This is a genomic window from Streptomyces sp. NPDC002870, assembly GCF_042888505.1.
GTDB lineage: Bacteria > Actinomycetota > Actinomycetes > Streptomycetales > Streptomycetaceae > Streptomyces.
Genome location: NZ_JBIAPW010000002.1, coordinates 380,235 through 404,307, shown reverse-complemented (window position 1 = coordinate 404,307; position 24,073 = coordinate 380,235). Strand labels below are relative to the sequence as shown.

The following is a 24,073-nucleotide window of genomic DNA, read 5'->3' as shown; positions in this document are numbered from 1 at the left end:
CGTCCTAGTAAATGTCGATGGCTGAAGCCCCGCACATGGGTACGGGGCTCAGATGGATCCGGGAGGTTTACGCCTCGGCGGTCGCCGCGTCGCCGTCCGTGACCAGCGGACGCATCTCGCGGGTGATCTTCGGCTCGACGAAGAAGGAGGCCACCGGGATACAGCCGGCGGCCAGCACCCAGAGCAGCTTGCCGAACGGCCACTTCGCCTTGGAGCCCAGGTCGAAGGCGAAGATCACGTAGATGATGAACAGCACACCGTGGACCTGCGAGATCAGCATGGTGTCGCCGGTGTCGAAGACGTACTTCAGGATGATCGCCGCGGTGAAGACCAGCAGCCAGACGGCGGTGACGTACGCCATCACCCGGTAACGGGACAGCACGCTTTGTTTCATGCGTACGAGCGTAACCGCCCGGAAAATGCCCACGGACCCGGGGAGGAGGCGATCGCCCGGTAGGGGTGAACACCTCTGACGGGCATTCCCGCGTCGGCGCGGAACAGCGCACGACCCGGGGTTACGCCATACGGGTCCGACTCAGCCCGCGTCCTCGAAATCGCGCGCGGAGACGCGCAGCGGGCGGAGGATCGCGAAGATCTCCGCGCACTCCTCTGCGTCGTACGCGCCGAGCCCGAAGTCCATCTCCATCAGATCGTGGGTCGCCGCCTCCACGACCTCCCGGCCCTTCTCTGTGATGGAAGCGAGTGTGCCGCGCCCGTCGTTCGGATTGGGCCGCTTGTCGACCAGACCGGACCTCACCAGCCGGTCCACGGTGTTCGTCACCGAGGTCGGGTGGACCATCAGCCGCTCGCCGATCTTGGACATCGGCAGCTCGCCGGCCCTGGAAAAGGTCAGCAGCACCAGTGCCTCGTAGCGGGCGAAGGTCAGTCCGTACGGCTTGACGACGGCGTCGACCTCCGCGAGCAGGATCTGGTGCGCGCGCATGATCGAGGTGATCGCGGGCATCGAGGGCACGGGGCCCCATCGCTGCTGCCAGAGCTCGTCGGCTCTGGCGATGGGGTCGAAGGGGAGGCTGAGCGGCTTCGGCACGGCACCGACCCTACCGAGTGCTCATATGGCGGTCAGCCCCGTCTCGCCTTTCGGTCCGCGCTCATGCTCCGCGCTGCTGTCCTGCGCGATGCTGCCTGCTGACCGCGCGCCGCCATGGACATCAGGTGCTGTACGGGCCGACGCCCCTGGGGATCGCGCCGGCGGTGTCGCAGCCCACCGTTCCGGTTCAGGCGGAGAGATGCCGTTCCACCGTCTCGACCTTGGAGCTGAGACCGTCGGTGACGCCCTGTCTGATGTCGGCCTTGAGGACGACGGAGACGCGCGGGGCGCGGGCCTCGACCGCGGCGACGGCACGTTTGACGACGTCCATCACCTCGTCCCAGTCACCCTCGATCGAGGTGAACATCGCGTCCGTACGGTTGGGCAGACCGGACTCGCGGACGACGCGCACAGCGTCAGCGACGTACTCGCCGACGTCCTCGCCGACACCCAGCGGAGTGACCGAGAAGGCGACGATCACGCGTTGACCTTGCCCTCGCGGCGGGCGCGGGAGGCGATGACCTCGTCCTCGGCCGCGCGCTTCAGCTTGCGCTCGGCGACGAAGCCGCCGAAGGGGAGGACGGAGAGCACGAAGTAGACGGCCGCGGTCTTCACGTTCCACTTGGTGCGGTTCCAGGCGTCCAGCCAGAAGAGCACGTACAGGATGAAGAGCACGCCGTGGATCGCGCCCATGACCGGGACCGCGTTGAACTCCGTCGTGCGCTTGAGCACCGAGCAGACGAGCAGGAGGAGGAAGGAGACGGCCTCCGGCGCGGAGACCAGGCGGAGGCGGTGGAGGGACGAGGCGGTCTTGATGTCCACGGGGGCACCTTCGGTGGTGAGGGAGGACCTACTTATCTTGCAGGGCTCTTGTGAACCCATGCACAAGCGCCCGGTCCATTGTGGCAGCCCACTCTGCCGGACGGGGCCCGGGGTGGCCCCGGAAAGACACAGTGTCAGGGTCGGGATCCTCCCTGAGGACCCTGTTCTGGGGCGGAACCACCGGTTAACGTCACTCCGTGGCAACGTTCCGACTCCAGGGCAGCAAGGTGCTCGCCGTCGACATGACCGGCGACGCCGTCAAAGCGAAGAACGGCTCGATGGTCGCCTACGACGGCCAGATGGCGTTCAAAAAGATGTCCGGCGGCGGTGAGGGCATCCGCGGGATGGTCACCCGCCGCATCACCGGCGAGCAGATGACCGTGATGGAAGTGAAGGGGCAGGGCACCTGCTACTTCGCCGATCGCGCGTCCGAGATCAATCTGGTGAACCTGCACGGCGACAAGCTCTATGTCGAGGCGAGCAATCTGCTCTGCACAGACGGCGGGCTGCGCACCGGGACGACCTTCACCGGGCTGCGCGGCGGTGCGAGCGGCAATGGCCTGTTCACCACCACCGTCGAGGGCACCGGCCAGGCGGCGATCATGTCTGACGGCGCCGCGGTGGTGCTGCGGGTGACGCCCCAGTACCCGCTGTCCGTCGACCCCGGCGCGTACATCGCGCACCAGGGCAATCTGCGGCAGGAGTTCCAGTCCGGGGTGTCCTTCCGCACCTTCATAGGCGAGGGCTCGGGCGAGGCCTTCCAGATCCGCTTCGAGGGCGACGGTCTGGTGTACGTGCAGCCCAGCGAGCGCAACACCATCGGGGGCGACGTCTGATGCCGTTCGTCGAGATCAATTCCAGGATGGTCGAGGCGACGGTCGCCCCCGGCCAGAAGATGTTCAGCCAGCGCGGCGCGATGCTCGCGTACAAGGGCGACGTCACGTTCACCCCGAACATTCAGGGTGGCCAGGGCGGCATTGCGTCGATGATCGGCCGGCGGGTGGCGGGCGAGGCGACGCCGCTGATGACGGTGGAGGGCAGCGGCACCGTGATGTTCGGCCACGGCGGCCACCACATCCAGGTCATCAACCTCGCCGGCGACACCCTGTACGTCGAGGCGGACCGGCTGCTCGCCTTCGACGGGACCTTGCAGCAGGGCACGATGTTCATGGGCTCGCAGGGCGGGGTCATGGGCATGGTGCGCGGCCAGGTGACCGGTCAGGGGCTCTTCACGACCACGCTCAAGGGCCATGGCGCGGTGGCGGTGATGGCGCACGGCGGTGTGATCGAGCTGCCGATCACGCCGGGGCGCGCGGTCCACGTGGACCCGCAGGCGTACGTCGCGCACCACGGTGACGTACGCAACAAGCTCTCCACCGCGCTGGGCTGGCGCGACATGGTGGGGCGCGGCTCGGGCGAGGCGTTCCAGCTGGAGCTGAGCGGCAGTGGCGCGGTGTACGTACAGGCCTCGGAGGAGAAGCTGTGACCGGTCCTGAATGGGGTATCCCCGGGGCCGCAGGGCCCCAGGGGACGTTCGACCCGATGACGCTGCCGAGCGACGACAACGTCAATCCGTACACCTTCTGCGTGGAGCTCAAGGGCAGTCAGTGGTTCCTGCAGAAGGGGAAGATGATCGCCTACTACGGGCGCATCGACTTCAACGGCATCGGCCACGGCCGGTTCGACCGGCTGCTGCGCACCTCGTTCCACTCGCCGCTGCACGCGAGCGACTGGGTGGTGGCGGAGGGCAGCGGCAAGATGCTGCTCGCCGACCGCGCCTTCGATGTGAATTCGTACGACCTGGACAACGGGAATCTGACGATCCGGTCCGGGAATCTGCTGGCGTACCAGCCGACCCTGGCGCTGAAGCAGTCCATCGTGCCGGGCTTTCTGACGCTGATCGGCACGGGGAAGTTCGTGGCCGCGTCCAATGGTCCGGTGGTCTTCATGGAGCCGCCGATCCGGGTGGATCCGCAGGCGCTGGTGGGCTGGGCGGACTGCCCCTCCCCCTGCCACCACTACGACCACAGCTATATGGCAGGCGTAATGGGCGGCCTGCGGGCGATGACGGGGATCGGCGGGGCCTCCGGCGAGGAGCACCAGTTCGAGTTCGTCGGCGCTGGGACGGTGCTGCTGCAGTCGACCGAGGCGCTGATGGCGGAGACGCCGACGGGCGCGGTGCCGCAGCAGGCGGGCGTCCCGGGCGGTCACGCGGGGGGCGGAGTCCCAGGTCAACACGGGTCCACGCCCCGGCTTCCGGGTCAGCTGGGGGACCTCCAGCGTCGCTTCGGCCTGTGAGCGGTAGTCTGCGGAGTGTGACGTCGAACGCCTGCACCCTTGTGCGCGGTCGCTTCTCGTGCGGTTTCTCGTGCGGTTTCTCGTGCGGTTTCCCGTGCAGCTTCTCGCGCGCCCGGGTGCCAGGCGTCACACCCCCCGACTTCGTCCGTCTTTCAACTTCTTAGGTAGATTCTATATATGGAGACCGAGACGGCCACCCGCTGGCTGACCGATGACGAGCAGTGCGCCTGGCGCACCCACTTGGACGTCAGCAGACTGCTGATGCACCAGCTCGAGAAGGACCTCCAACCGTTCGGCCTGACCAACAACGACTACGAGATCCTGGTCAACCTCTCGGAGTCGGCGGAGCGGCGGCTGCGGATGAGCGACCTCGCCGCGGCGACGCTGCAGTCCAAGAGCCGGCTCTCCCACCAGATCACCCGCATGGAGAACGCGGGACTGGTCCGCAGAGAGAACTGCGAGTCGGACCGGCGCGGGCTCTACGCGGTGCTGACCGAGCAGGGCATGGAGACGATGCAGAAGGTCGCGCCGCATCATGTCGCGTCCGTACGCAAGCACTTCATCGACCTGCTGACCCCGGAGGCGCTGGCCGATCTGCGGGAGTCGCTGTCGCCGGTGGCCGAGCATCTGCGCGGACGGCGCGGCAAGCAGTAGCCGCCGGCAGGCGGACCGTCCGTCGGGCGGCAGGTCCGCTCAGGCGGCAGGTCCGTACGCTTTGCCCAGCACGCGCGCCAACTGGCCGCGCGAGCCCGTCACTTCGAGACCGCCGGCCGCGGTGACGGTAACCCCGGGAGGGGCGGGGCGCGGGGACGAACCCCGTCGCCTCAGCCCTCCGTCAGCCCCGCCACCAGCTCGTCCGCCGCCGTGTACGGATCCAGCTCCCCCGCCACGATCCTCTCCGCCAGCGAGCCCAGCCGCCGGTCCCCGTGCAGGTCCCCGATCCGTTCCCGCAGCGCCGTCACCGCGATCGTCTCCACCTCGCCCGCCGCTCGGCGGGCGCGGCGCTCGGGGAGCACGCCGTGCTCCTCCATCCACGCGCGGTGCTTCTCCAGCGCCTCGACCACCTCGTCGATGCCCTCGCCCCGCGCCGCGATCGTCTTGACGATCGGCGGGCGCCAGTCGCCGGGACCGCGGGACTCGCCCAGCCCCAGCATGTGGTTCAGCTCGCGGGCCGTCGCGTCCGCCCCGTCCCGGTCCGCCTTGTTGACGACGTACACATCGCCGATCTCAAGGATGCCCGCCTTCGCCGCCTGGATGCCGTCGCCCATCCCGGGGGCGAGAAGGACGACCGACGTGTCCGCCTGGGACGCGATCTCGACCTCGGACTGGCCAACGCCCACCGTCTCCACCAGGATCACGTCGCAGCCGGCCGCGTCCAGGACGCGGATCGCCTGCGGCGCGGCCCAGGCGAGGCCTCCCAGGTGCCCGCGCGTGGCCATCGAGCGGATGTAGACGCCCGGGTCGGAGGCGTGCTCAGACATCCGGACCCGGTCGCCGAGCAGCGCCCCGCCCGAGAAGGGCGAGGACGGGTCGACGGCCAGGACGCCGACCCGCTTGCCGGCCCGCCGGTACGCCGTCACCAGCGCCGACGTGGAAGTCGACTTACCGACACCGGGCGAGCCGGTCAGGCCGATCACGTAGGCCCCGCCCGCCAGCGGAGCCAGCGCCGCCATCACCTCTCGCAGCTGCGGGGACGCCCCCTCGACGAGTGAGATCAGCCGGGCCACGGCCCGCGGCCGGCCCTCCCTCGCCTGGGCAACCAGCTGGGGGACGTCCACCATGTGAGTGCTCCTACTTGCCGTTGCCCGGGACACGCACGATCAGCGCGTCACCCTGCCCGCCGCCGCCGCACAGCGCCGCCGCACCCACGCCGCCGCCGCGCCGCTTCAGCTCCAGCGCCAGGTGGAGCACCACCCGCGCGCCGGACATCCCGATCGGGTGTCCGAGCGCGATCGCGCCGCCGTTCACATTCACCTTTTCCGGGGACACCCCGAGGTCCTTCATTGACTGCACCAGGACCGAGCCGAACGCCTCGTTGATCTCGATGAGGTCGAGGTCCTCGACGCCGATGCCCTCCTTGCCGATCGCGTTGCGGATCGCGTTCGACGGCTGCGAGTGCAGGGAGTTGTCGGGGCCCGCCACATTGCCGTGCGCGCCGATCTCCGCGATCCACTCGAGGCCGAGCTCCTCCGCCTTCGCCTTGCTCATCACCACGACCGCCGCCGCGCCGTCCGAGATCGGCGACGACGAACCCGCCGTGATCGTGCCGTCCTTGGCGAACGAGGGCCGCAGCTTGCCGAGCGTGTCGGCCGTGGTCTCGGGACGGATGCCCTCGTCCTTGGTGCAGACGACCGGGTCGCCCTTGCGCTGCGGGACCTCGACCGGAGTGATCTCGGCCTCGAAGATGCCGTTCTTCTGCGCGGCCGCGGCCCGCTGGTGCGAGAGCGCCGCGATCTCGTCCTGCTCGCGCCGGCCGATGCCGAGGCGCTTGTTGTGGTTCTCGGTGGACTCGCCCATGGCGATGTCCTCGAAGGAGTCGGTGAGGCCGTCGTACGCCATCGAGTCGAGCATCTCGATCGCGCCGTACTTGACCCCTTCGCGTGACTTCGACAGCAGATGCGGCGCGTTGGTCATGGACTCCTGGCCGCCGGCGACGATCACGTCGAACTCACCCGCGCGGATCAGCTGGTCGGCGAGCGCGATGGCGTCCAGCCCGGAGAGACAGACCTTGTTGACGGTGAGCGCGGGCACGCTCATCGGGATGCCGGCCTTGACCGCGGCCTGGCGCGCGGGGATCTGCCCGGCCCCGGCCTGCAGCACCTGGCCCATGATCACGTACTGCACCTGATCACCGCCGATGCCCGCCCGGTCCAGCGCCGCCTTGATGGCGAAGCCGCCGAGATCAGCGCCGGAGAAGGATTTGAGCGAGCCGAGCAAACGTCCCATGGGCGTGCGGGCGCCCGCGACGATCACTGAGGTGGTATCGGTCGTTCCTGACATGAGGCACGATCCCCTTCCAGCGCGGAGGCTGAGGAGTGAACGAGGGTTTACCTCAAATGTACTGACCGGTACGGGCTGCGGTCACCGGGCGGCCGGTGTGATCGCGCGCACGTTGCGTAACCACCGTCCGGGCGCTGCACTGGGGGAATGCTGACGCGAATCGACCACATCGGGATTGCCTGCTTCGACCTCGACAAGACTGTCGAGTTCTACCGGGCCACATACGGCTTCGAGGTGTTCCACACCGAGGTCAACGAGGAGCAGGGCGTACGCGAAGCCATGCTCAAGATCAATGAGACGTCCGACGGCGGCGCCTCGTACCTCCAGCTCCTGGAGCCGACGCGCGAGGACTCGGCAGTCGGAAAGTGGCTGGCCAAGAACGGTGAGGGGGTCCACCACATCGCCTTCGGCACCGCGGACGTCGACGGTGACGCACAGTCGATCCGGGACAAGGGTGTGCGTGTTCTCTACGACGAGCCGCGTATCGGCTCCATGGGCTCCCGCATCACCTTTCTCCACCCCAAGGACTGCCACGGCGTTCTCACCGAACTCGTCACCTCTGCAACGGAGCACTGACCTCCGGATTCCCGGCCCGGTAGAGTAGGCCGCTCCGGGCCGGGGCCGGGTCGGGGCCGCGCCGCGTCCCCTCCGTTGGATCTGTCACCATTCCCCGGGGGGCCGTTCGCCGGCGAACGGTGCTCGTACGGAGAAAGTTGCGACCAGGGGACGGATGGGACCGCGCAGTGCGGGGCTACGAACGCCAGGAGAGCCACCGAGCTGACGACGACCACCTCTCGCGGTTCGAAGCCGAGATGGACCGGCTGAAGACCGAGCGGGAGAAGGCCGTCCAGCACGCCGAGGACCTCGGTTACCAGGTCGAGGTCTTGCGCGCCAAGCTCCACGAGGCGCGCCGCAACCTCGCCTCCCGTCCTGCCTACGACAGCGCCGACATCGGCTACCAGGCCGAGCAGCTGCTCCGTAATGCCCAGATCCAGGCCGACCAGCTGCGCTCCGACGCCGAGCGCGAGCTGCGTGAGGTCCGCGCCCAGACCCAGCGCATCCTCCAGGAGCACGCAGAGCACCAGGCCCGTCTCCAGGCCGAGCTGCACTCCGAGGCGGTCCAGCGCCGCCAGCGCCTGGACCAGGAGCTGGCCGAGCGCCGCCAGACCGTCGAGACGCACGTCAACGAGAACGTCGCCTGGGCCGAGCAGCTCCGCGCCCGCACCGAGTCACAGGCCCGCCGGCTGCTCGACGAGTCCCGCGCCGAGGCCGAGCAGTCCCTGGCAGCCGCCCGCGCCGAGGCCGCGAGGGTCGCAGAGGAGGCCCGTCAGCGGCTCGGCTCCGAGGCGGAGGCCGCCCGTGCGGAGGCCGAGGCGGTCCTGCTGCGCGCCCGCAAGGACGCCGAACGCCTGCTGAACGCCGCCTCCAACCAGGCACACGAGGCCACCAGCCACGCCGAGCAGCTGCGCTCCTCCACCACCGCCGAGTCGGACCAGGCCCGCCAGCAGGCCGCCGAGTTGAGCCGCAGCGCCGAGCAGCGGATCCAGGAGGCCGAGGAGAAGCTGCGCGAGGCCCGCGCGGAGTCCGAGAAGCTCCTGACCGAGGCCAAGGAGACGGCGGCCAAGCAGCTGGCGTCCGCCGAATCGGTCAACGAGCAGCGCACCCGTACCGCCAAGGCGGAGATCGCCCGGCTGGTCAGCGAGGCCACCAAGGAGTCCGAGGCGCTCAAGGCGGAGGCCGAGCAGGCGGTCGCCGACGCCCGGGACGAGGCCGAGAAGCTGGTCGCGGCCGCGGGTGACAAGGCCCGTACGGTCGCGGCCGAGGACTCCGCGGCGCAGCTCGCCAAGGCGGCCCGTACCGCCGAGGAGGTCCTGACCAAGGCCTCCGACGACGCCAAGGCCACCACCCGCGCGGCGAGCGAGGAGGCCGAGCGGATCCGCCGCGAGGCCGAGGCGGAGGCGGACCGGCTGCGCGGCGAGGCCGCCGAGCAGGCCGATCAGCTCAAGGGCGCGGCCAAGGACGACACCAAGGAGTACCGCGCCAAGACCGTCGAGCTGCAGGAGGAGGCGCGCCGGCTGCGCGGCGAGGCCGAGCAGCTGCGCGCGGAGGCGGTCGCAGAGGGTGAGCGGATCCGCGGCGAGGCCCGCCGGGAGGCCGTCCAGCAGATCGAGGAGGCGGCCAGTACCGCCGAGGAGCTGCTGACGAAGACGCGCGCCGACGCCGACGAGATGCGCGCCACGGCGAGCAGCGACAGCGAGCGGGTCCGCACCGAGGCGATCGAGCGCGCCACCACCCTGCGCAAGCAGGCCGAGGAGACCCTGGAGCGCACCCGCGCCGAGGCCGAGCGGCTGCGCGCGGAGGCCGAGGAGCAGGGGGAGAGCGTCAAGTCCGCGGCCGAGCAGGCCGCGGCCGTACTGCGCGAGGAGGCCGAGCGCGGCATCGCGGCACGCCAGGCCGAGGCCGCCGAGGAGCTGACCCGGCTGCACACCGAGGCCGAGGCCCGTCTCGCCGCCGCCGAGGAGAACCTCGCAGGCTCCCGTGGCGAGGCCGAGCGGATCCGCCGCGAGGCCTCAGAGGAGACCGAGCGGCTGCGCGCAGAGGCCGCCGAGCGGATCCGTACGCTCCAGGCGCAGGCCGAGCACGAGGCCGAGCGGCTGCGTACCGAGGCCGCGTCGGACGCGTCGACCACCCGCGCCGAGGCGGAGAACATCGCGGTACGGCTGCGCAGCGACGCCGCCAACGAGGCGGAGCGGCTCAAGAACGAGGCGCAGGACAGCGCCGACCGGCTGCGCGCCGAGGCCGCGGCCGCCGCCGAACGCGTGGGCGCCGAGGCCGCCGAGGCGCTGGCCGCCGCTCAGGAGGAGGCGAACCGCCGCCGCCGGGAGGCCGAGGAGATCCTCGAATCCGCGCGTGGCGAGGCGGACCAGGAGCGCGAGCTGGCCCGCGAGCAGAGCGAGGAGCTGCTGGCCTCCGCCCGTAAGCGGGTCGAGGAGGCGCAGACCGAGGCACAGCGGCTGGTCGAGGAGGCCGACCGTCGCGCCACCGAAATGGTCTCCGCCGCCGAGCAGACCGCCCAGCAGGTACGTGACTCGGTCAACGGCCTCCAGGAGCAGGCGGAGCAGGAGATCGCCGGGCTGCGCTCGGCCGCCGAGCACGCTGCCGACCGCACCAGGACCGAGGCGCAGGAGGAGGCGGACCGGGTCCGCGCCGACGCGTACGCCGAGCGGGAGCGGGCAGCGGAAGACGCGAGCCGGCTGCGGGCCAGGGCCCAGGAGGAGACCGATGCGGCCAACGCGCTCGCGGAGCGCACCGTCGGGGAAGCGATCACGGAGTCGGACCGGCTGCGCGCCGACACCGCCGAGTACGTCCAGCGCATGCGTACCGAAGCGACGGACTCGCTCGCCTCGGCCGAGCAGGACGCATCGCGTGCCCGCGCCGAAGCCCGCGAGGACGCCAACCGCATCCGCTCGGACGCCGCCGCCCAGGCCGACCGGCTCATCGGCGAGGCCTCCAGCGAGAGCGAGCGGCTGCGTACCGAGGCGGCCGAGGCGCTGTCCGGCGCCGAGCAGGTCAAGGCCGAGGCGGAGCGCGAGGCCGAGCGGCTGCACGCCGCGATCCGCACGGACGGCGAGCAGATCCTGGACGAGGCGCGCCAGGCCGCCGACAAGCGCCGTGCCGACGCCGCCGCCCAGGCCGACCAGCTGATCTCCGAGGCGAGCGGCGAGGCTGAGAGGCTGCGCGCCGACGCGGCCGAGACGGTGGGCTCGGCCCAGCAGGCCGCCGGGCGCATCAAGTCCGAGGCCCAGAAGGTCAGGGCGGACGCCGAGGCGGCTGCCGAGCAGATGCTTGCGAAGGCCCGCGAAGAGGCCGACCGTGCGCTCGACGAGGCGCGCGAGGCGGCTGCCAAGCGCCGTGCGGACGCCGCCGAGCAGGCGGACCAGCTGATCAACAAGGCCCAGGAGGAGGCGCTGCGCGCGGCCACCGAGGCCGAGGAGCAGGCCGACACCATGGTCGGCGCGGCCCGCAACGAGGCCGAGCGGCTGGTCTCCGAGGCGACCGTGGAGGGCAACTCCCTGGTGGAGAAGGCCCGCACGGACGCGGACGAGCTGCTGGTCGGCGCGCGCCGGGACTCCGCTGCCATAAGGGAGCGCGGCGAGGAGCTGCGTACCCGTGTCGAGGCCGAGATCGAGGAGCTGCACGAACGCGCCCGCCGGGAGACGGCCGAGCAGATGAAGACGGCCGGTGAGCGCGTCGATCATCTGGTGAAGACCGCGGAGGAGCAGCGGGCCGGGGCGGAAGCGAAGGCCAAGGAGCTGGTGTCCGATGCCAATTCGGAAGCCAGCAAGGTCCGCATCGCAGCGGTGCGCAAGGCCGAGGGGCTCCTCAAGGAGGCCGAGCAGAAGAAGGCCGAGCTGGTCCGCGAGGCCGAGCGGGTCAAGGCGGAGGCGGAGGCCGAGGCCGAGCGGCTGGTCGACGAGGGCCGGCGCGAGCTCGATGTGCTGGTGCGCCGGCGCGAGGACATTCAGGCGGAGATTTCCCGTGTCCAGGACGTGCTTGAAGCGTTGGAGTCATTCGAGGCTCCGTCAGGGGGGACCAAGGCTGCACCCACCGGCGGCTCCGCCGGAGGTGCCGTCAGAGCAGGCGCGACAGCAGGGGTTACACGTTCGAGTGGCAAGTCGTCCGACGGCTAGCCACTCAAAAGGTTGGACATTCTCCAGATCAAACGGTCATCCGCTCGATGACACGCCGCTTAGGCCCCTAGGATTCCCCCTATCACCTCACCGGTCTCATTCGACAGGAACCCCATGAGCGACACTTCCTCCCCCTTCGGCTTCGAGCTCGTGCGGCGTGGTTACGACCGCGGTCAGGTGGACGACCGCATTACCAAACTCGTCGCCGACCGTGACAGTGCCCTGGCCCGAATCACCTCTCTTGAAAAGCGCATCGAGGAACTCCACCTCGAGACGCAGAACGCCCAGGCCCAGGTCAGCGACGCGGAGCCGTCGTACGCCGGTCTCGGTGCGCGCGTCGAGAAGATCCTCCGCCTCGCCGAGGAGGAGGCGAAGGACCTGCGCGAGGAGGCCCGCCGCGCGGCCGAGCAGCACCGTGAGCTCGCCGAGTCCGCCGCCCAGCAGGTGCGCAACGACGCCGAGTCGTTCGCGTCCGAGCGCAAGGCGAAGGCCGAGGACGAGGGCGTCCGCATCGTCGAGAAGGCGAAGGGCGAAGCCTCTACACTGCGCAGCGAGGCGCAGAAGGACGCGCAGTCCAAGCGCGAGGAGGCCGACGCGCTCTTCGAGGAGACCCGCGCCAAGGCCGCCCAGGCCGCCGCGGACTTCGAGACGAACCTCGCCAAGCGCCGCGAGCAGTCCGAGCGGGATCTGGCTTCGCGTCAGGCGAAGGCGGAGAAGCGTCTGGCGGAGATCGAGCACCGCGCGGAGCAGCTGCGCCTGGAGGCCGAGAAGCTGCGTACGGACGCGGAGCGCCGGGCCCGTCAGACGGTGGAGACCGCGCAGCGCCAGGCCGAGGACATCGTGGCCGACGCGAACGCCAAGGCCGACCGGATCCGCAGCGAATCGGAGCGCGAGCTGGCGGCGCTCACCAACCGCCGCGACTCGATCAACGCGCAGCTGACCAACGTCCGCGAGATGCTGGCCACGCTGACCGGTGCGGCGGTTGCCGCGGCCGGCAGCCCCGACGACGAGCCGATCTCCCGCGGCGTCCCGGCTCAGCAGACCCGCTGAGTACGTCCCCGTTCGCGGGGTCCGTCGCGTAGGTCAAGAATGCGTCAAGCCCCCTGCCACTCCAGTGGCGGGGGGCTTTGCGCGCATCTAGCGTGGCCGCATGATCGAGCTCGAGGGCCTGACGAAGCGCTTCGGCACCACGACCGCGGTCGACCACCTCTCGTTTCAGGTCAGACCGGGTGTGGTGACCGGCTTCCTCGGCCCGAACGGCGCGGGCAAGTCCACGACGATGCGGATGATGCTCGACCTCGACAATCCGACCAGCGGAACAGTGCGGATCGACGGCAAGCACTACCGCGAGCTCGAGGAGCCGCTGAAGTACATCGGCGCGCTGCTGGACGCGAAGGCGATGCACGGCGGGCGGAGCGCCTACAACAACCTGCTCACTCTCGCCCAGTCGAACCGCATCCCCGCCTCGCGGGTCGCCGAGGTCCTGGACGTCGTCGGGCTGACGGCCGTGGCCAGGAAGAAGACCAAGAGCTTCTCGCTCGGAATGGGCCAGCGGCTGGGAATCGCGTCGGCTCTGCTGGGCAATCCGGAGATCCTGATGTTCGACGAACCGGTCAACGGTCTTGATCCCGAAGGAATTCACTGGATCCGCAATTTGATGAAGACTCTTGCATCGGAAGGACGCACGATCTTCGTCTCCTCGCATCTGATGAGTGAAATGGCGCTCACCGCCGACCACTTGATCGTGATCGGACAGGGCCGGCTTCTGGCCGATACATCAATGGCCGATTTCATCCACGAGAACTCCAGGAGTTACGTACGGCTGCGCACCCCGCAGCCGGAGCGCCTGTGCGATGTCCTGCACGAATCGGGCTTCACGGCGGTCGAGTCGGGCAACGGCACCCTGGAGATCGACGGCGCGACCACCGAGGCGATCGGCGAGCTGGCCGCCGGGCACCAGCTCGTCCTGCATGAACTGAGCGCGCAGCGCGCCTCGCTGGAGGAGGCGTTCATGCAGATGACGGCGGGAGCCGTGGAGTACCACGCACATTCGACGGGTGAGGCGGCGCCCCCGGCGGCCCCACCGGGTCCCCAGTGGGGCCAGAGCTACCAGAGCAGCAAGGGAGCCTGACCCATGGCCTCGGTACCCGCCGTCCTCCAGTCCGAGTGGACCAAGATCCGTACCGTTTCCTCGACCGTCTGGACGCTGGTGAGCGCGCTGGTCGTCACCGTCGCGATGGGCGCCGCGCTCAGCGCGCTGCTGAAGTCGACGTTCGACGATCTGTCGCCCCAGGAGCAGCTCACCTTCGACCCGACCTTCATCAGCTTCTCCGGGATGATCCTGGGTCAGCTGGCGATGGTGGTCTTCGGAGTGCTGGTGGTCGGCACGGAGTACAGCTCAGGGATGATCCGCACCTCGCTCGCCGCCGTACCCCAGCGCGCCACCTTCATCTTCAGCAAGATCGCGGTGGCTACGGCGCTTGCGCTGGTGGTCGGGATGGCGACCAGCTTTCTCTCCTTCTTCCTCGGCCAGGCGCTGCTGGGCGAACACCGGACGACGATCGGCGCGGACAACGTCCTGCGCGCGGTGGTCGGCGGCGGCCTGTACATGGGCCTGATCGCGCTGTTCTCGATGGGTGTGGCGACGATGCTGCGCAGCTCGATGCTCTCGCTCGGCATCCTGATGCCGTTCTTCTTCCTGGTCTCGCAGATCCTCGCGTCCGTACCGAAGGCGAAGACGGTCGCCCAGTACTTCCCCGACCAGGCCGGATCCAAGATCATGCAGGTGGTCCCTGAGGCGATGGGCAGCGACAAGGCGCCGTACGGGCCGTGGGGCGGGCTCGGGATCATGGTGATCTGGGTGGCGGCGGCGCTGCTCGGCGGCTATCTGGTGCTCAAGAAACGGGACGCGTAGCGGGCCGCGGCGACGCGCCGCCGTCGAAACGTTAGCGTTACTGCTTGGCTGGAACCGTCAAGGCCCGGATATCCTCCTAACTCTTACGGGGGCGTGCGGCCGGACGGCCTGTGCCCCGACAACCCGAATGTCGATGGGGCTGGAGCATGATCGAGGCAGTCGGCCTGACGAAGCGCTATGGCGCGAAGACGGCCGTGTACAACCTTTCCTTCCAGGTACGGCCCGGTGCCGTCACCGGGTTCCTCGGCCCCAACGGCGCGGGCAAGTCGACCACGATGCGGATGATGCTGGGACTCGACCAGCCGACCGAAGGCCATGTGACCATCAGCGGCCGCCCCTACCGGCAGCTGCCGAACGCGCCCCGCCAGGTCGGTGCCCTGCTCGACGCCAAGGCGGTGCACGGCGGCCGCAGCGCGCGCAGTCACCTGCTGTCGCTGGCGCAGCTCTCCGGTATCCCGGCCCGCCGGGTCGACGAGGTGCTCGGCGTCGTCGGGCTTCAGGACGTCGCCAAGAAGCGCTCCAAGGGCTTCTCGCTCGGTATGGGGCAGCGGCTCGGTATCGCGGCGGCGCTCCTCGGCGACCCGCAGGTGCTGCTCTTCGACGAGCCGGTCAACGGCCTGGACCCGGAAGGCATCCTCTGGGTCCGCAATCTGATGAAGCAGCTCGCCGCCGAAGGCCGTACGGTCTTCGTCTCCTCGCACCTGATGAGCGAAATGGCGCTCACCGCCGACCACTTGATCGTGATCGGCCGTGGCCAGCTGCTCTCTGACATGAGCGTCAAGGACTTCATCTCGCACAACTCCGCGGACTTCGCCCGGGTGCGTACGCCGCAGACCGAGCCGCAGCAGCGCGAGAAGCTGTCCGCCGCGCTCACCGAGGCCGGCGGTCAGGTCATGTCGGAGCCGGACGGCGCGCTGCGGGTCACCGGGTTGCCGCTGCCGCAGATCAGCGATCTGGCGTACGGCGCGGACGTCCGGCTGTGGGAGCTGTCGCCGCACCAGGCCTCGCTGGAAGAGGCGTACATGCGGATGACGCAGGGCGCGGTCGACTACCGCTCGACGGCCGACCAGAAGTCGGGCCTGATGCAGCAGCCGCCGATCGGCTACCTCCCGCCGCAGCAGCAGATCCCCGAGGTGCCGCAGCAGGGCTGGTACGCCCCGCCGCCGCCCCAGCCCGGCCAGAACCCGTACGCCGGCGGGGCTCCCGTCGCGCCCGCCGGCGCGGCTCCCGTCGCGCCTGCCGGTGCTCCGCCCATGCCGCCTGCTTCCGCCCCCGCCGACCTGACCAAGCCCGAGGACGCCCGATGACCACCCCCTACCAGCAGCAGGCGCCCTATCAGCCGCAGGGCGCGCCCGGCACCGGGTACTCCTCGCCGATCCCGGTGCGCAACGCCCACCTCGGCGACGCCCTCGCCTCGGAGTGGACCAAGATCCGTTCCGTACGCTCCACAATGTGGACGCTCGGCGTCATGATCGTGCTGATGGTCGGCATCGGCGTGCTCTCCGCGGTCGCCGTCTCCGCCGCGGACGCCGACCTCGAGGGGCAGTCGGTCCTCTCCCTCGGCTTCTTCGGGGTACTGCTCGGCTCCATCTGCGTGATCACGCTGGGCGTGCTGACCATCGCCTCCGAGTACGGCACGGGGATGATCAGGACCACGCTGACCGCCTGCCCCAGCCGCGCCCGCGTGCTGACGGCCAAGGCGATCGTCTTCTTCCTGCTCGTCTTCACGCTCACCACGGTGATCACCGCGATCGTCGGCGGCCTGCAGACCGTGATCGTGGACCAGGGCTCGTCCACCGGCGAGGACTGGTTCCGCGCGACGGTCGGCATCGCCCTCTACGTCGCGACCCTCGGCCTGCTCTCGCTCGCCGTCGGCACCCTCATCCGCCACTCGGCGGGCGCGATCACCGTCATGATCGGCGTCGTGCTGCTGCCGCTGGTGCTGGCCATGTTCATGTTCTCGGAGTCGCTGCGGGATCTGCAGCAGGCCCTCTTCGAGTACTCCATCCCCAACCAGATCGGTGTGCTGTACGACACCGCCGTGACCGAGTCGGGTCCGGCCGGCTGGGACCCGCTGTGGATCATGCTGGGCGTGACGGCGGCCGCACTGGCCGGCGCGTACGCCTCGCTCAACACGCGCGACGTGTAAGGACGGACGAGGCTCCCGGAGCCTTCAGTACCTCGGCGCGTTACGGGACCGCTGCACCCGCGTGGTGCGGCGGTCCTTCGCGTTCCAGCACGCCTTGTGCCAGTGCCGCCGGTCGTCGACGCCGCCGCCGTGCTCCGGCCAGGCCACCACATGCGGGACGCCCGAGGGGATCTCCTGGTCGCAGCCGGGGCAGCGGTACCGCTTGCCGGCGGCACTTGCGCCGGCGACATGGCGGATCGACCACTGCTCGCCCTGCCAGGACTCGCTCCGGCCGAAGCCGCCGTACCTCTCGCCCGGCTCGCCGGCCTGCTCGGTCGGTTTCTCGCCGCCTCGGGGGCGGTTGCGGCGCGGGGACACGTGACACCTCACGGGGCAAGTCCGGACAGTTCCCGTCCAGCCTACGGCCCGCGGTCCGGGGTACACGTACCGCACAGCGTGAGACCGTGGCACCCACAGGGGCCAGTTACCGGAAAATCGCAACAACCTCACGAATGGCCGTGCCTTTGGCACGTGTCAGACGTTGTTGCCGGTAGGGGGAGTGACGCGTCGGCCGCAAGGAGGCAATAGGCGATGCGCGTGGGAACTTTCGTACTGGCGGCCCAATTCCCGGGCCAGGGGCAGGGGGAGGCACTGCACCGAGCGGTGCGGTCCGCCGAGGTCGCGGAGGAGTCCGGGCTGGATTCGGTCTGGCTCGCCGAGCACCATTTCGTACCGTACGGCGTGTGCCCGTCGGCCGTGACGCTCGCGGCGCTGCTGCTCGGCCGCACCCGGCGGATCCGGGTGGGGACAGCCGTGAGCGTGCTGCCGAGCGCCCATCCCGTCTCGCTGGGCGAGCAGACGGCGCTGCTGCATCTCACAAGCGGGGGGAGATTCTCCCTCGGTGTGGGGCGGGGCGGCCCCTGGGTCGACCTGGAGGTCTTCGGCACGGGCCTCGATGCGTACGAGAAGGACTTTCCGGAGTCCCTGGACCTGCTGCTGCGCTGGCTGCGCGAGCCCCGCGTCGCCGCCCGGGGAGAGCGCTTCACCTTCCGTGAAGTCCCTGTCGTGCCAAGGCCGGACGAGCTGATCGGCGGTCCCCCGGGGGGCCCCGAGGTGATCGTCGCGTGCACGTCCCCGAAGAGCGTGAAGCTCGCCGCCGAGCGCGGGCTGCCGATGCTGCTCGGGATGCACTGCGACGACGAGGAGAAGGCGGAGATGATCGCCCGGTGGCGTACGGACGCGCTCGCCGCGGGCCGTCCGCCCGAGGAGGTCGAGCATGCCGGGCATGTGTCGGCCGGTGTGGCCCAGATCGCGGACCGCAGGGCCGATGCGTCCGAGACGCTGCTCAAGGCGATGCCGGGCTGGCTCAAGCGGGGCCTGGACGCCCATGTGACGGTCGACGGGCGTACGCGCGCGATGCGGGACCCCGTGGCATACACAGAACTGCTCTGCGACATGCACCCGGTGGGCCCGCCGCGGCTCGCCGCGGACCGCATCGCGGCCACCGCGGAACGTACCGGCATCACGCGCTTCGCCCTGCTCGCCGAAGGCTCGGGCGATCTCGCGGCCACCGAGGAGAATGTGCGGCGCCTCGGCACAGAGGTCCTGCCGCTGCTGAGCTGAGCCCGGGACCGCCGGGTCCCGAGCCGTACCGGAGGTGCTGCCGCTCCGACACCAGTTGCACCTCCCGCGGTGCGGAGCGGCAGCAGAAGACTTCAGCAGTCGCGCATTTCGGGCGACTGGTTGAGCAACTGGGCCCGTACGGAAGTAAAGCGGGCGAGCCGCTCATCCACCGAGGAGTCCAGCGGGAACACCGCGACGCGGTGGCAGTTCTGGAATGCCAGACGCACCCCGAAGTGCCGCTGGAGCGCACCGCGAATCGCGTCACTCGCGAGCGCGCGCAGCAGCTGACCACGTGCCTGCTCGTCCGGCGGAGGCGTCTGGTTGTCGGCGAAGTCCCCGCCGTCCACCTTCAGCTGAGCCACCAGAGAACTGATCATCTCCCATGCGAAGGGCAGGGAGGTCCGGACGCAGTCGACGAAGGCCTCTTCGTCGACCTCGCCTCGCTCGGCCTGTTCCAACAGCGCCGGTGAGACGTCGAGCGACATGGGTTCTCCTCTCGCGGCCCCGGTGAACGGGGCCTTACGGGCAGGGAAGGAGGCTGACGGACAACGACGCCATGTGAACGACACATGACGACGCAGCGTGCCCGGCCGACGACCTCCTGCTTCCACGGTAAGTGCGCCGTCCGGAGCGCACCAGGAGATTGGGAACACAACCGGCCAATTACGAACGGGGCTTCCGGGGCGAATCGCGCGCAGCGGTGTGTGTCGAGTAGCGTTGCCGACCATGCGTCTTGTCATCGCCCGCTGCTCCGTCGACTACGCGGGCCGGCTCACCGCCCACCTTCCCTCCGCTCCCCGTCTGATCCTGGTCAAGGCAGACGGCAGCGTCTCCATCCACGCGGACGACAGGGCGTACAAACCACTGAACTGGATGTCTCCTCCCTGCACGCTCAAAGAGGGTGACGACAGCGTCTGGACGGTCATCAACAAAGCGGGCGAGAAACTGATCATTACGATGGAGGAAATTCTCCATGACTCCTCGCACGAACTCGGCGTGGACCCCGGCCTGATCAAGGACGGCGTGGAGGCGCACCTCCAGGAACTGCTCGCCGACCGCATCGAAACGCTGGGCAAGGGATACAGCCTGATCCGGCGCGAATACCCCACGGCCATCGGCCCGGTGGACATCCTGTGCCGGGACTCCGACGGCGCGACGGTGGCCGTGGAGATCAAGCGGCGCGGCGAGATCGACGGCGTCGAGCAGCTGACGCGCTATCTGGAGTTGCTGAACCGCGACCCCCATCTGGCGCCGGTGAAGGGTGTGTTCGCGGCACAGGAGATCAAGCCGCAGGCGCGGGTGCTGGCGACGGACCGCGGGATCGGGTGTGTGGTGCTGGACTACGACGCGCTGCGGGGCATCGAGGACGACAAGCTCAGGCTGTTCTGAGGTCTTGGGACAGTACTGACAGGGGTACGGGAACGGCCCCGGGCGGCGATGCCGCTCGGGGCCGTCTGCGTTCTCCTGGCCGTCAGATGACGGGCGAGCTGCTGGAACTCGCGGAGGACGCGGGGGCGCTGCTGGTTGTGATCGGAGCGCTGGCCGAGGTTGAACCTCCGGGCGAGGTCGACGCCGACGGTGACGGGCTGGTCGGCGTGGGCGTCGGCGTCGGCGTCGGCGTGCTCGAAGGCGTCGGGGGCTTCGTCGGCGGGGTCGTCGGCGGCTTGGTCTCCGGATTCGTCGGGGGCCTGCCTGACGACGTCGGCTTCCCGCCCGGCTTCGACGGATTCGACGACGGCTCGGCCCCCGGCTTCGACGGGTCGCCCGCCGACGGGCTGGAGCCCGGCGTCACCGCCCCCGTCGGGTCCTCGGTGCCGCCCGGTCGGCGGGTCGAACCGGCGGCCGGCTCGTCCGCGTCCAGGCCGTTGTCCGCGTCGTCCTCGTTCGCGGACTGGCCGTTCCTGACCTTGCCGCCGGGCGGGTCCTGCTGGTCCGAGGTCGCCCCCAGCGTCACCACCGTGCCGAGCACCGCGGCGAGCAGCGCGCCCGCGCCCGCGGCTACCAGGTTGCGGCGTGCGCCGCCGATGATGGCGAGAGGGCCGCGCGGCTTGGCGCCGCCGGGCGACTCCTGCCGAGCCACCAGTGTGGCGGGCTCCTCCGGCCGCTTCGACTGTCCCGAGGCCCCCAGCGGCAGCACGGCCGCCGGCACGCCTCCGGGCGGCGATGCCGACTCCTCGTAGCGCGCGGCCGGTACCTCCTCGCCCGCCGGGGTGCGTCCGCCGACTACGGGGCCGCCCGCGCGGTCCGCGACGAGCGCCAGCGCCCTGCGTCCCGCGACGGTGCCACGCTTGTCGGCGAGAGCTCCGCGCATGCCGATCGAGGCCTCCAGCTCGGCGCGCGCACGCTCCAGGCTGCCGGTGCAGAGTGCGAGTACGCCCAACTCATGGTGGAAATACGCCTCTTCGGCCACTTCGCCCGATATCCGGGCCGCTTCGGAGCCGATCCGCAGGGCCCGCTCCCAAGCGCCCCAGTGCAGCCCCGCCGCGAAGGCGGGTGCGGCGCTGCGGGCCAGCAGCACGGCCGCGCTGGGGTGTCCTGCCTCTTCCCCCGGGACCAGCGCGGTCAGCGCGGCGAGGACGGCGTCCGCCTCGGCCACAGCACGCTCGGGCGTGACGGAGGGGTGTCCGGCCCACCAGGCGTAGTGCTGGGCGGCGGTGTGGGCGTGGGCGGCCGCGTCGTCGGCGTAACCCTTCTCCGTCAGCTGCGCGATCACGCCGGCCGCCAGCCGGTAGCGGGGGCCGACCGGGGAGAGCAGCCCGCAGTGCATCAGCTCGCCGAGCGAGGCGTCCGCGTGGGTGTCACCAACGAGCGCCGGCAGATGTGCCTGGTGCGGGACCTCGCCGCCGAGCGCGACGGCGAAGCGCAGGGTGTCGCGGGCGGACTCGCTGAGCCGGGAGGCGAGCAGCGCCGCGGGCGCGGCCCCCTCGCCGAGCGTCGGCAGCGGGACCTCGACGTCGACCGCGTCGAAGACCCCGAACCCGTCGGAGTCCTCGTCCTGCGGTTCGGGACGCAGGCTGTCGCGCTGCCGCAGCAACGCGCCCGCCTGCACGAAGCGCAGCGGCAGGCCCTCGGACTCGAACCAGAGGTCGCCCGCCCAGTTCGCCTCGTCCTCGGTGAGCGGCCGTTCCACGGTGCGCTGCAGCAGCTCCAGGGAGGCGCTGCGGCCGAGACCCGCGAGGAAGACCTCTTCGAGGTGCGAGTCGGCGGCGGGCGCCGCGATGTCGGGTGTGGCGGCGACCAGGAAGGCGCACTCGGGCGCGGCGTCCAGCAGCTCGCCGAGGGCGGAGCCGCCGAACTCCAGGTCGTCGAGTACGACGATCGCGCCGATGTCCCTCACGTACTCGAGCAGTCCCGCCCGGTCGGGCCGGTGCCGCGGCGCGCTGTGGACGACGGCGAAGAGCTCGTACAGCAGCTCGGTGGGGGTGCGGTGGTAACCGCTGAGGCGTACGACCCCGTCGGGTGCGAGGTTCGCGCAGTCCTCGGCCACGATGTCGAGCAGGGCGCTGCGCCCGGAGCCCGCGGGCCCGGTGAGCCGCACCGAGCGGCCGCGGCCCAGCAGCCGTACCAGCCGCTCATGCTCCTCGTCGCGCTCAAGCAGCGGGAGCCGCGGGGCGGGCGGGCCCGCCGGCAGGGGCGGCTGCGCCGCGCGCTGCCGCTCGGTGCGCTCCTCGGCGCTGTACCGGGTCGGCCGCGCGGACTGTTCTCTCCCATGGCCTTCGGCCTGGGAGGGGGCCCCACCGGGCGGGCAGGGCTCTATCTCGCTGCCGTCGACGGGGTTGACGGTGAGCAGGAAGTCGCCCGCGACGAGCTGGACGGTACGGGCGAGCGCCGGCGCGGACTGTACGAAGTCGGGCGTGCCGGTGTCGCGCGGGGGCCGCGCCTGTCCCGCGCCCTCGCCGAAGCTGTCGTTGTCCATGGTCCAAGCCCCCCAGAGGTGCTGTGCCCGTCACACGGGTCTGTCAATTCGGCAGGCGACCGAACCCTAGGCGTTCGCTCAGTATCTACGAACGGCCGGGGTGCCAGCCCGCCCGTGACGTCACAGTCTCGTGAGGATTGCGAGCGTCGTACGGTTCAGACCCGAGGGAGCGATTCGGCCGCGAGGCCGCCCTCGATGGCGAGAATGCGGTGCAGCCGCGTGGCGACCAGCAGTCTCTGCATCTGTGGCGGCACACCGCGCAGCACCAGCCGGCGACCGCACCGGCCGGCCCGCCGGTGCGCGCCCATGATGACCCCGAGCCCGGTGGCATCCCAGGAGTCGAGGTCGGTCAGGTCGAGCACGAGGTCGCCGACGCCGTCGTCGACGGCCGAGTGCAGGACCGTACGGGCGTCCGCCGCGCTGCGGACGTCGAGGCGGCCCCCGACGACCAGCTCGGCATGGTCGCCCCTGATGTGCATATGCGCTCCCCGTGAGTGCTTCAGTGCCCTGTTTTGCTTCTTCTGTCTTGTTCTTCTTCTGTCTTGCAACAACTGACTGCCGCGTGGGTGAGGAAGTTGCCGTCTGTAAGCGAACCGATACCGAATTCACCCCTGAGGGTGATACCAAATCGGTCGATGAGGGTCAGTGCTTGTAGAAGCCCTGCCCGCTCTTGCGACCGATGTCACCCGCGTCCACCATCCGGCGCATCAGCTCCGGCGGCGCGAACTTCTCGTCCTGGGACTCGGTGTAGATGTTGCTCGTGGCGTGCAGCAGGATGTCCACGCCCGTCAGGTCGGCGGTGGCGAGCGGCCCCATGGCGTGACCGAAGCCCAGCTTGCAGGCGATGTCGATGTCCTCGGCGGACGCGACGCCCGATTCGTAGAGCTTCGCGGCCTCGACGACCAGCGCCGAAATGAGGCGGGTGGTGACAAAACCGGCGACATCGCGGTTGACGACGATGCAGGTCTTGCCGACGGATTCGGCGAACTCCCGCGTGGTGGCGAGGGCTTCGTCGCTCGTCTTGTAGCCGCGCACCAGCTCGCACAGCTGCATCATCGGGACGGGCGAGAAGAAGTGCGCACCGACGACGCGGTCCGGACGCTCCGTCACCGCCGCGATCTTCGTGATCGGGATGGCGGAGGTATTGGAGGCGAGGACGGCGTCGTCCCGTACGAGCTTGTCGAGCGTACGGAAGATCTCGTGCTTGACCTCGAGCTTCTCGAAGACCGCCTCGACGACGATGTCCGCGTCGGCGGCGGCGTCCAGGTCGGTGGTGGTGGTGATGCGCGCCAATGCCGCCTCGGCGTCGGCCGCTTCGAGCTTGCCCTTGGAGACGAACTTGTCGTACGAGGCCTTGATGCCGTCGGTGCCGCGGGTCAGGGCCGCATCGGTGACATCGCGCAGCACGACTTCCCAGCCCGCCTGGGCCGAGACCTGCGCGATACCGGACCCCATGAGTCCGGCCCCGATGACGGCGAGCTTCCTGGCCACTGCGGCACCCCTTAACACCTGTTTACATTTCGGCTCTCCGGCGGAGGTTAGCGCCCGTGAGGTGCCCTGTGGCGGTGAAGAGATGCGCGTCACGTCTCAGATGACGGACATCACACCGGCGCGGCCCATCACGGGTCACATA

24 protein-coding genes are annotated in these 24,073 nt (G+C 70.2%); 13 read left to right on the top strand and 11 right to left on the bottom strand.

The features are described from left to right. Window positions 1–67 precede the first annotated feature (67 nt). From ACFYWY_RS04360 to ACFYWY_RS04345, 4 genes are all read right to left on the bottom strand, one after another. Window positions 68–394 carry a DUF3817 domain-containing protein gene (locus tag ACFYWY_RS04360; RefSeq protein WP_389179432.1) on the bottom strand — a complete coding sequence of 109 codons (327 nt, stop codon included), beginning with the start codon at window positions 392–394 and terminating at the stop codon, window positions 68–70. A 141-nt stretch (window positions 395–535) separates the two neighbouring features. Continuing rightward, window positions 536–1,048, bottom strand: a complete 513-nt coding sequence (locus ACFYWY_RS04355) for a MarR family winged helix-turn-helix transcriptional regulator (protein WP_389179428.1) — start codon at window positions 1,046–1,048, stop codon at window positions 536–538. Window positions 1,049–1,235: 187 nt separating this feature from the next. Continuing rightward, window positions 1,236–1,529 carry an MTH1187 family thiamine-binding protein gene (locus ACFYWY_RS04350; protein ID WP_307661037.1) on the bottom strand — a complete coding sequence of 98 codons (294 nt, stop codon included), beginning with the start codon at window positions 1,527–1,529 and terminating at the stop codon, window positions 1,236–1,238. After that, complete coding sequence (locus tag ACFYWY_RS04345) at window positions 1,526–1,870, bottom strand: DUF3817 domain-containing protein (RefSeq protein WP_389179424.1); 345 nt, start codon at window positions 1,868–1,870, stop codon at window positions 1,526–1,528. Before ACFYWY_RS04345 ends, ACFYWY_RS04350 begins: the two co-directional genes overlap by 4 nt. A gap of 197 nt (window positions 1,871–2,067) precedes the next feature. Between ACFYWY_RS04345 and ACFYWY_RS04340 the strand changes: the two genes are divergently transcribed. From ACFYWY_RS04340 to ACFYWY_RS04325, 4 genes are all read left to right on the top strand, one after another. After that, window positions 2,068–2,706 (top strand): AIM24 family protein, encoded by a 639-nt coding sequence (locus tag ACFYWY_RS04340; protein WP_389179421.1) that lies wholly within the window; start codon window positions 2,068–2,070, stop codon window positions 2,704–2,706. Beyond that, on the top strand, window positions 2,706–3,356 hold the full coding sequence (locus ACFYWY_RS04335; protein WP_389179418.1) for an AIM24 family protein: 651 nt from the start codon (window positions 2,706–2,708) through the stop codon (window positions 3,354–3,356). Before ACFYWY_RS04340 ends, ACFYWY_RS04335 begins: the two co-directional genes overlap by 1 nt. Before the next feature lie 56 nt (window positions 3,357–3,412). Next, window positions 3,413–4,168, top strand: coding sequence for an AIM24 family protein (locus tag ACFYWY_RS04330; RefSeq protein ID WP_389179596.1), 756 nt, complete (start codon window positions 3,413–3,415; stop codon window positions 4,166–4,168). Window positions 4,169–4,345: 177 nt separating this feature from the next. Continuing rightward, window positions 4,346–4,822, top strand: coding sequence for a MarR family winged helix-turn-helix transcriptional regulator (locus tag ACFYWY_RS04325; protein ID WP_307661042.1), 477 nt, complete (start codon window positions 4,346–4,348; stop codon window positions 4,820–4,822). A 170-nt stretch (window positions 4,823–4,992) separates the two neighbouring features. Here ACFYWY_RS04325 and meaB read toward each other — a convergent pair whose 3' ends face one another. Beyond that, complete coding sequence (gene meaB / locus ACFYWY_RS04320) at window positions 4,993–5,949, bottom strand: methylmalonyl Co-A mutase-associated GTPase MeaB (RefSeq protein WP_389179415.1); 957 nt, start codon at window positions 5,947–5,949, stop codon at window positions 4,993–4,995. 10 nt (window positions 5,950–5,959) lie between these two features. Further along, the gene (locus ACFYWY_RS04315; RefSeq protein WP_389179412.1) at window positions 5,960–7,168 is read right to left on the bottom strand and encodes an acetyl-CoA C-acetyltransferase; all 1,209 of its coding nucleotides are present in this window, start codon (window positions 7,166–7,168) and stop codon (window positions 5,960–5,962) included. A 147-nt stretch (window positions 7,169–7,315) separates the two neighbouring features. Here ACFYWY_RS04315 and mce point away from each other — a divergent pair, with 147 nt between their 5' ends. The 7 genes from mce (at window position 7,316) to ACFYWY_RS04280 (ending at window position 16,922) form a co-directional block, all read left to right on the top strand. Further along, window positions 7,316–7,744 (top strand): methylmalonyl-CoA epimerase, encoded by a 429-nt coding sequence (gene mce / locus ACFYWY_RS04310; RefSeq protein WP_266535898.1) that lies wholly within the window; start codon window positions 7,316–7,318, stop codon window positions 7,742–7,744. A 167-nt stretch (window positions 7,745–7,911) separates the two neighbouring features. Then, window positions 7,912–11,859 carry a polarized growth protein Scy gene (gene scy / locus ACFYWY_RS04305; protein ID WP_389179408.1) on the top strand — a complete coding sequence of 1,316 codons (3,948 nt, stop codon included), beginning with the start codon at window positions 7,912–7,914 and terminating at the stop codon, window positions 11,857–11,859. A gap of 114 nt (window positions 11,860–11,973) precedes the next feature. Continuing rightward, window positions 11,974–12,909: a cellulose-binding protein gene (locus ACFYWY_RS04300; protein WP_389179405.1), complete on the top strand. Its 936-nt coding sequence runs from the start codon at window positions 11,974–11,976 to the stop codon at window positions 12,907–12,909. A 100-nt stretch (window positions 12,910–13,009) separates the two neighbouring features. After that, a complete protein-coding gene (locus ACFYWY_RS04295) occupies window positions 13,010–13,990 on the top strand; it encodes an ABC transporter ATP-binding protein (RefSeq protein ID WP_389179402.1) in 981 nt (326 codons plus the stop codon). Between the two features lie 3 nt (window positions 13,991–13,993). Then, window positions 13,994–14,773 (top strand): ABC transporter permease, encoded by a 780-nt coding sequence (locus ACFYWY_RS04290; RefSeq protein ID WP_389179400.1) that lies wholly within the window; start codon window positions 13,994–13,996, stop codon window positions 14,771–14,773. Window positions 14,774–14,919: 146 nt separating this feature from the next. Beyond that, complete coding sequence (locus ACFYWY_RS04285; protein WP_389179396.1) at window positions 14,920–16,080, top strand: ABC transporter ATP-binding protein; 1,161 nt, start codon at window positions 14,920–14,922, stop codon at window positions 16,078–16,080. Beyond that, window positions 16,077–16,922 carry an ABC transporter permease subunit gene (locus ACFYWY_RS04280; protein WP_389179393.1) on the top strand — a complete coding sequence of 282 codons (846 nt, stop codon included), beginning with the start codon at window positions 16,077–16,079 and terminating at the stop codon, window positions 16,920–16,922. The genes ACFYWY_RS04285 and ACFYWY_RS04280 overlap by 4 nt, the downstream gene beginning before the upstream one ends. Before the next feature lie 24 nt (window positions 16,923–16,946). Here ACFYWY_RS04280 and ACFYWY_RS04275 read toward each other — a convergent pair whose 3' ends face one another. Continuing rightward, window positions 16,947–17,279 (bottom strand): ATP/GTP-binding protein, encoded by a 333-nt coding sequence (locus tag ACFYWY_RS04275; RefSeq protein WP_389179390.1) that lies wholly within the window; start codon window positions 17,277–17,279, stop codon window positions 16,947–16,949. A gap of 213 nt (window positions 17,280–17,492) precedes the next feature. On the opposite strand from ACFYWY_RS04275, the gene ACFYWY_RS04270 reads away from it, so the two are divergent. Then, window positions 17,493–18,524, top strand: a complete 1,032-nt coding sequence (locus ACFYWY_RS04270; protein ID WP_389179388.1) for an LLM class flavin-dependent oxidoreductase — start codon at window positions 17,493–17,495, stop codon at window positions 18,522–18,524. A 92-nt stretch (window positions 18,525–18,616) separates the two neighbouring features. Here the strand turns inward: ACFYWY_RS04270 and ACFYWY_RS04265 are convergent, their stop codons facing one another. Then, window positions 18,617–19,009, bottom strand: a complete 393-nt coding sequence (locus ACFYWY_RS04265; protein WP_389179385.1) for an SCO5389 family protein — start codon at window positions 19,007–19,009, stop codon at window positions 18,617–18,619. 241 nt (window positions 19,010–19,250) lie between these two features. Here ACFYWY_RS04265 and nucS point away from each other — a divergent pair, with 241 nt between their 5' ends. Continuing rightward, the gene (gene nucS, locus ACFYWY_RS04260) at window positions 19,251–19,913 is read left to right on the top strand and encodes an endonuclease NucS (RefSeq protein ID WP_389179382.1); all 663 of its coding nucleotides are present in this window, start codon (window positions 19,251–19,253) and stop codon (window positions 19,911–19,913) included. A gap of 82 nt (window positions 19,914–19,995) precedes the next feature. On the opposite strand, the gene ACFYWY_RS04255 is transcribed toward nucS, so the two are convergent. The 3 genes from ACFYWY_RS04255 to ACFYWY_RS04245 all read right to left on the bottom strand — a co-directional run bounded on the left by ACFYWY_RS04255 (window position 19,996) and on the right by ACFYWY_RS04245 (window position 23,931). Next, a complete protein-coding gene (locus tag ACFYWY_RS04255; RefSeq protein WP_389179379.1) occupies window positions 19,996–22,440 on the bottom strand; it encodes an ATP-binding protein in 2,445 nt (814 codons plus the stop codon). Between the two features lie 155 nt (window positions 22,441–22,595). Then, on the bottom strand, window positions 22,596–22,919 hold the full coding sequence (locus ACFYWY_RS04250; protein ID WP_100109176.1) for an STAS domain-containing protein: 324 nt from the start codon (window positions 22,917–22,919) through the stop codon (window positions 22,596–22,598). A 163-nt stretch (window positions 22,920–23,082) separates the two neighbouring features. Continuing rightward, window positions 23,083–23,931: a 3-hydroxyacyl-CoA dehydrogenase family protein gene (locus tag ACFYWY_RS04245; protein WP_389179376.1), complete on the bottom strand. Its 849-nt coding sequence runs from the start codon at window positions 23,929–23,931 to the stop codon at window positions 23,083–23,085. Between the last annotated feature and the right edge of the window lie 142 nt (window positions 23,932–24,073).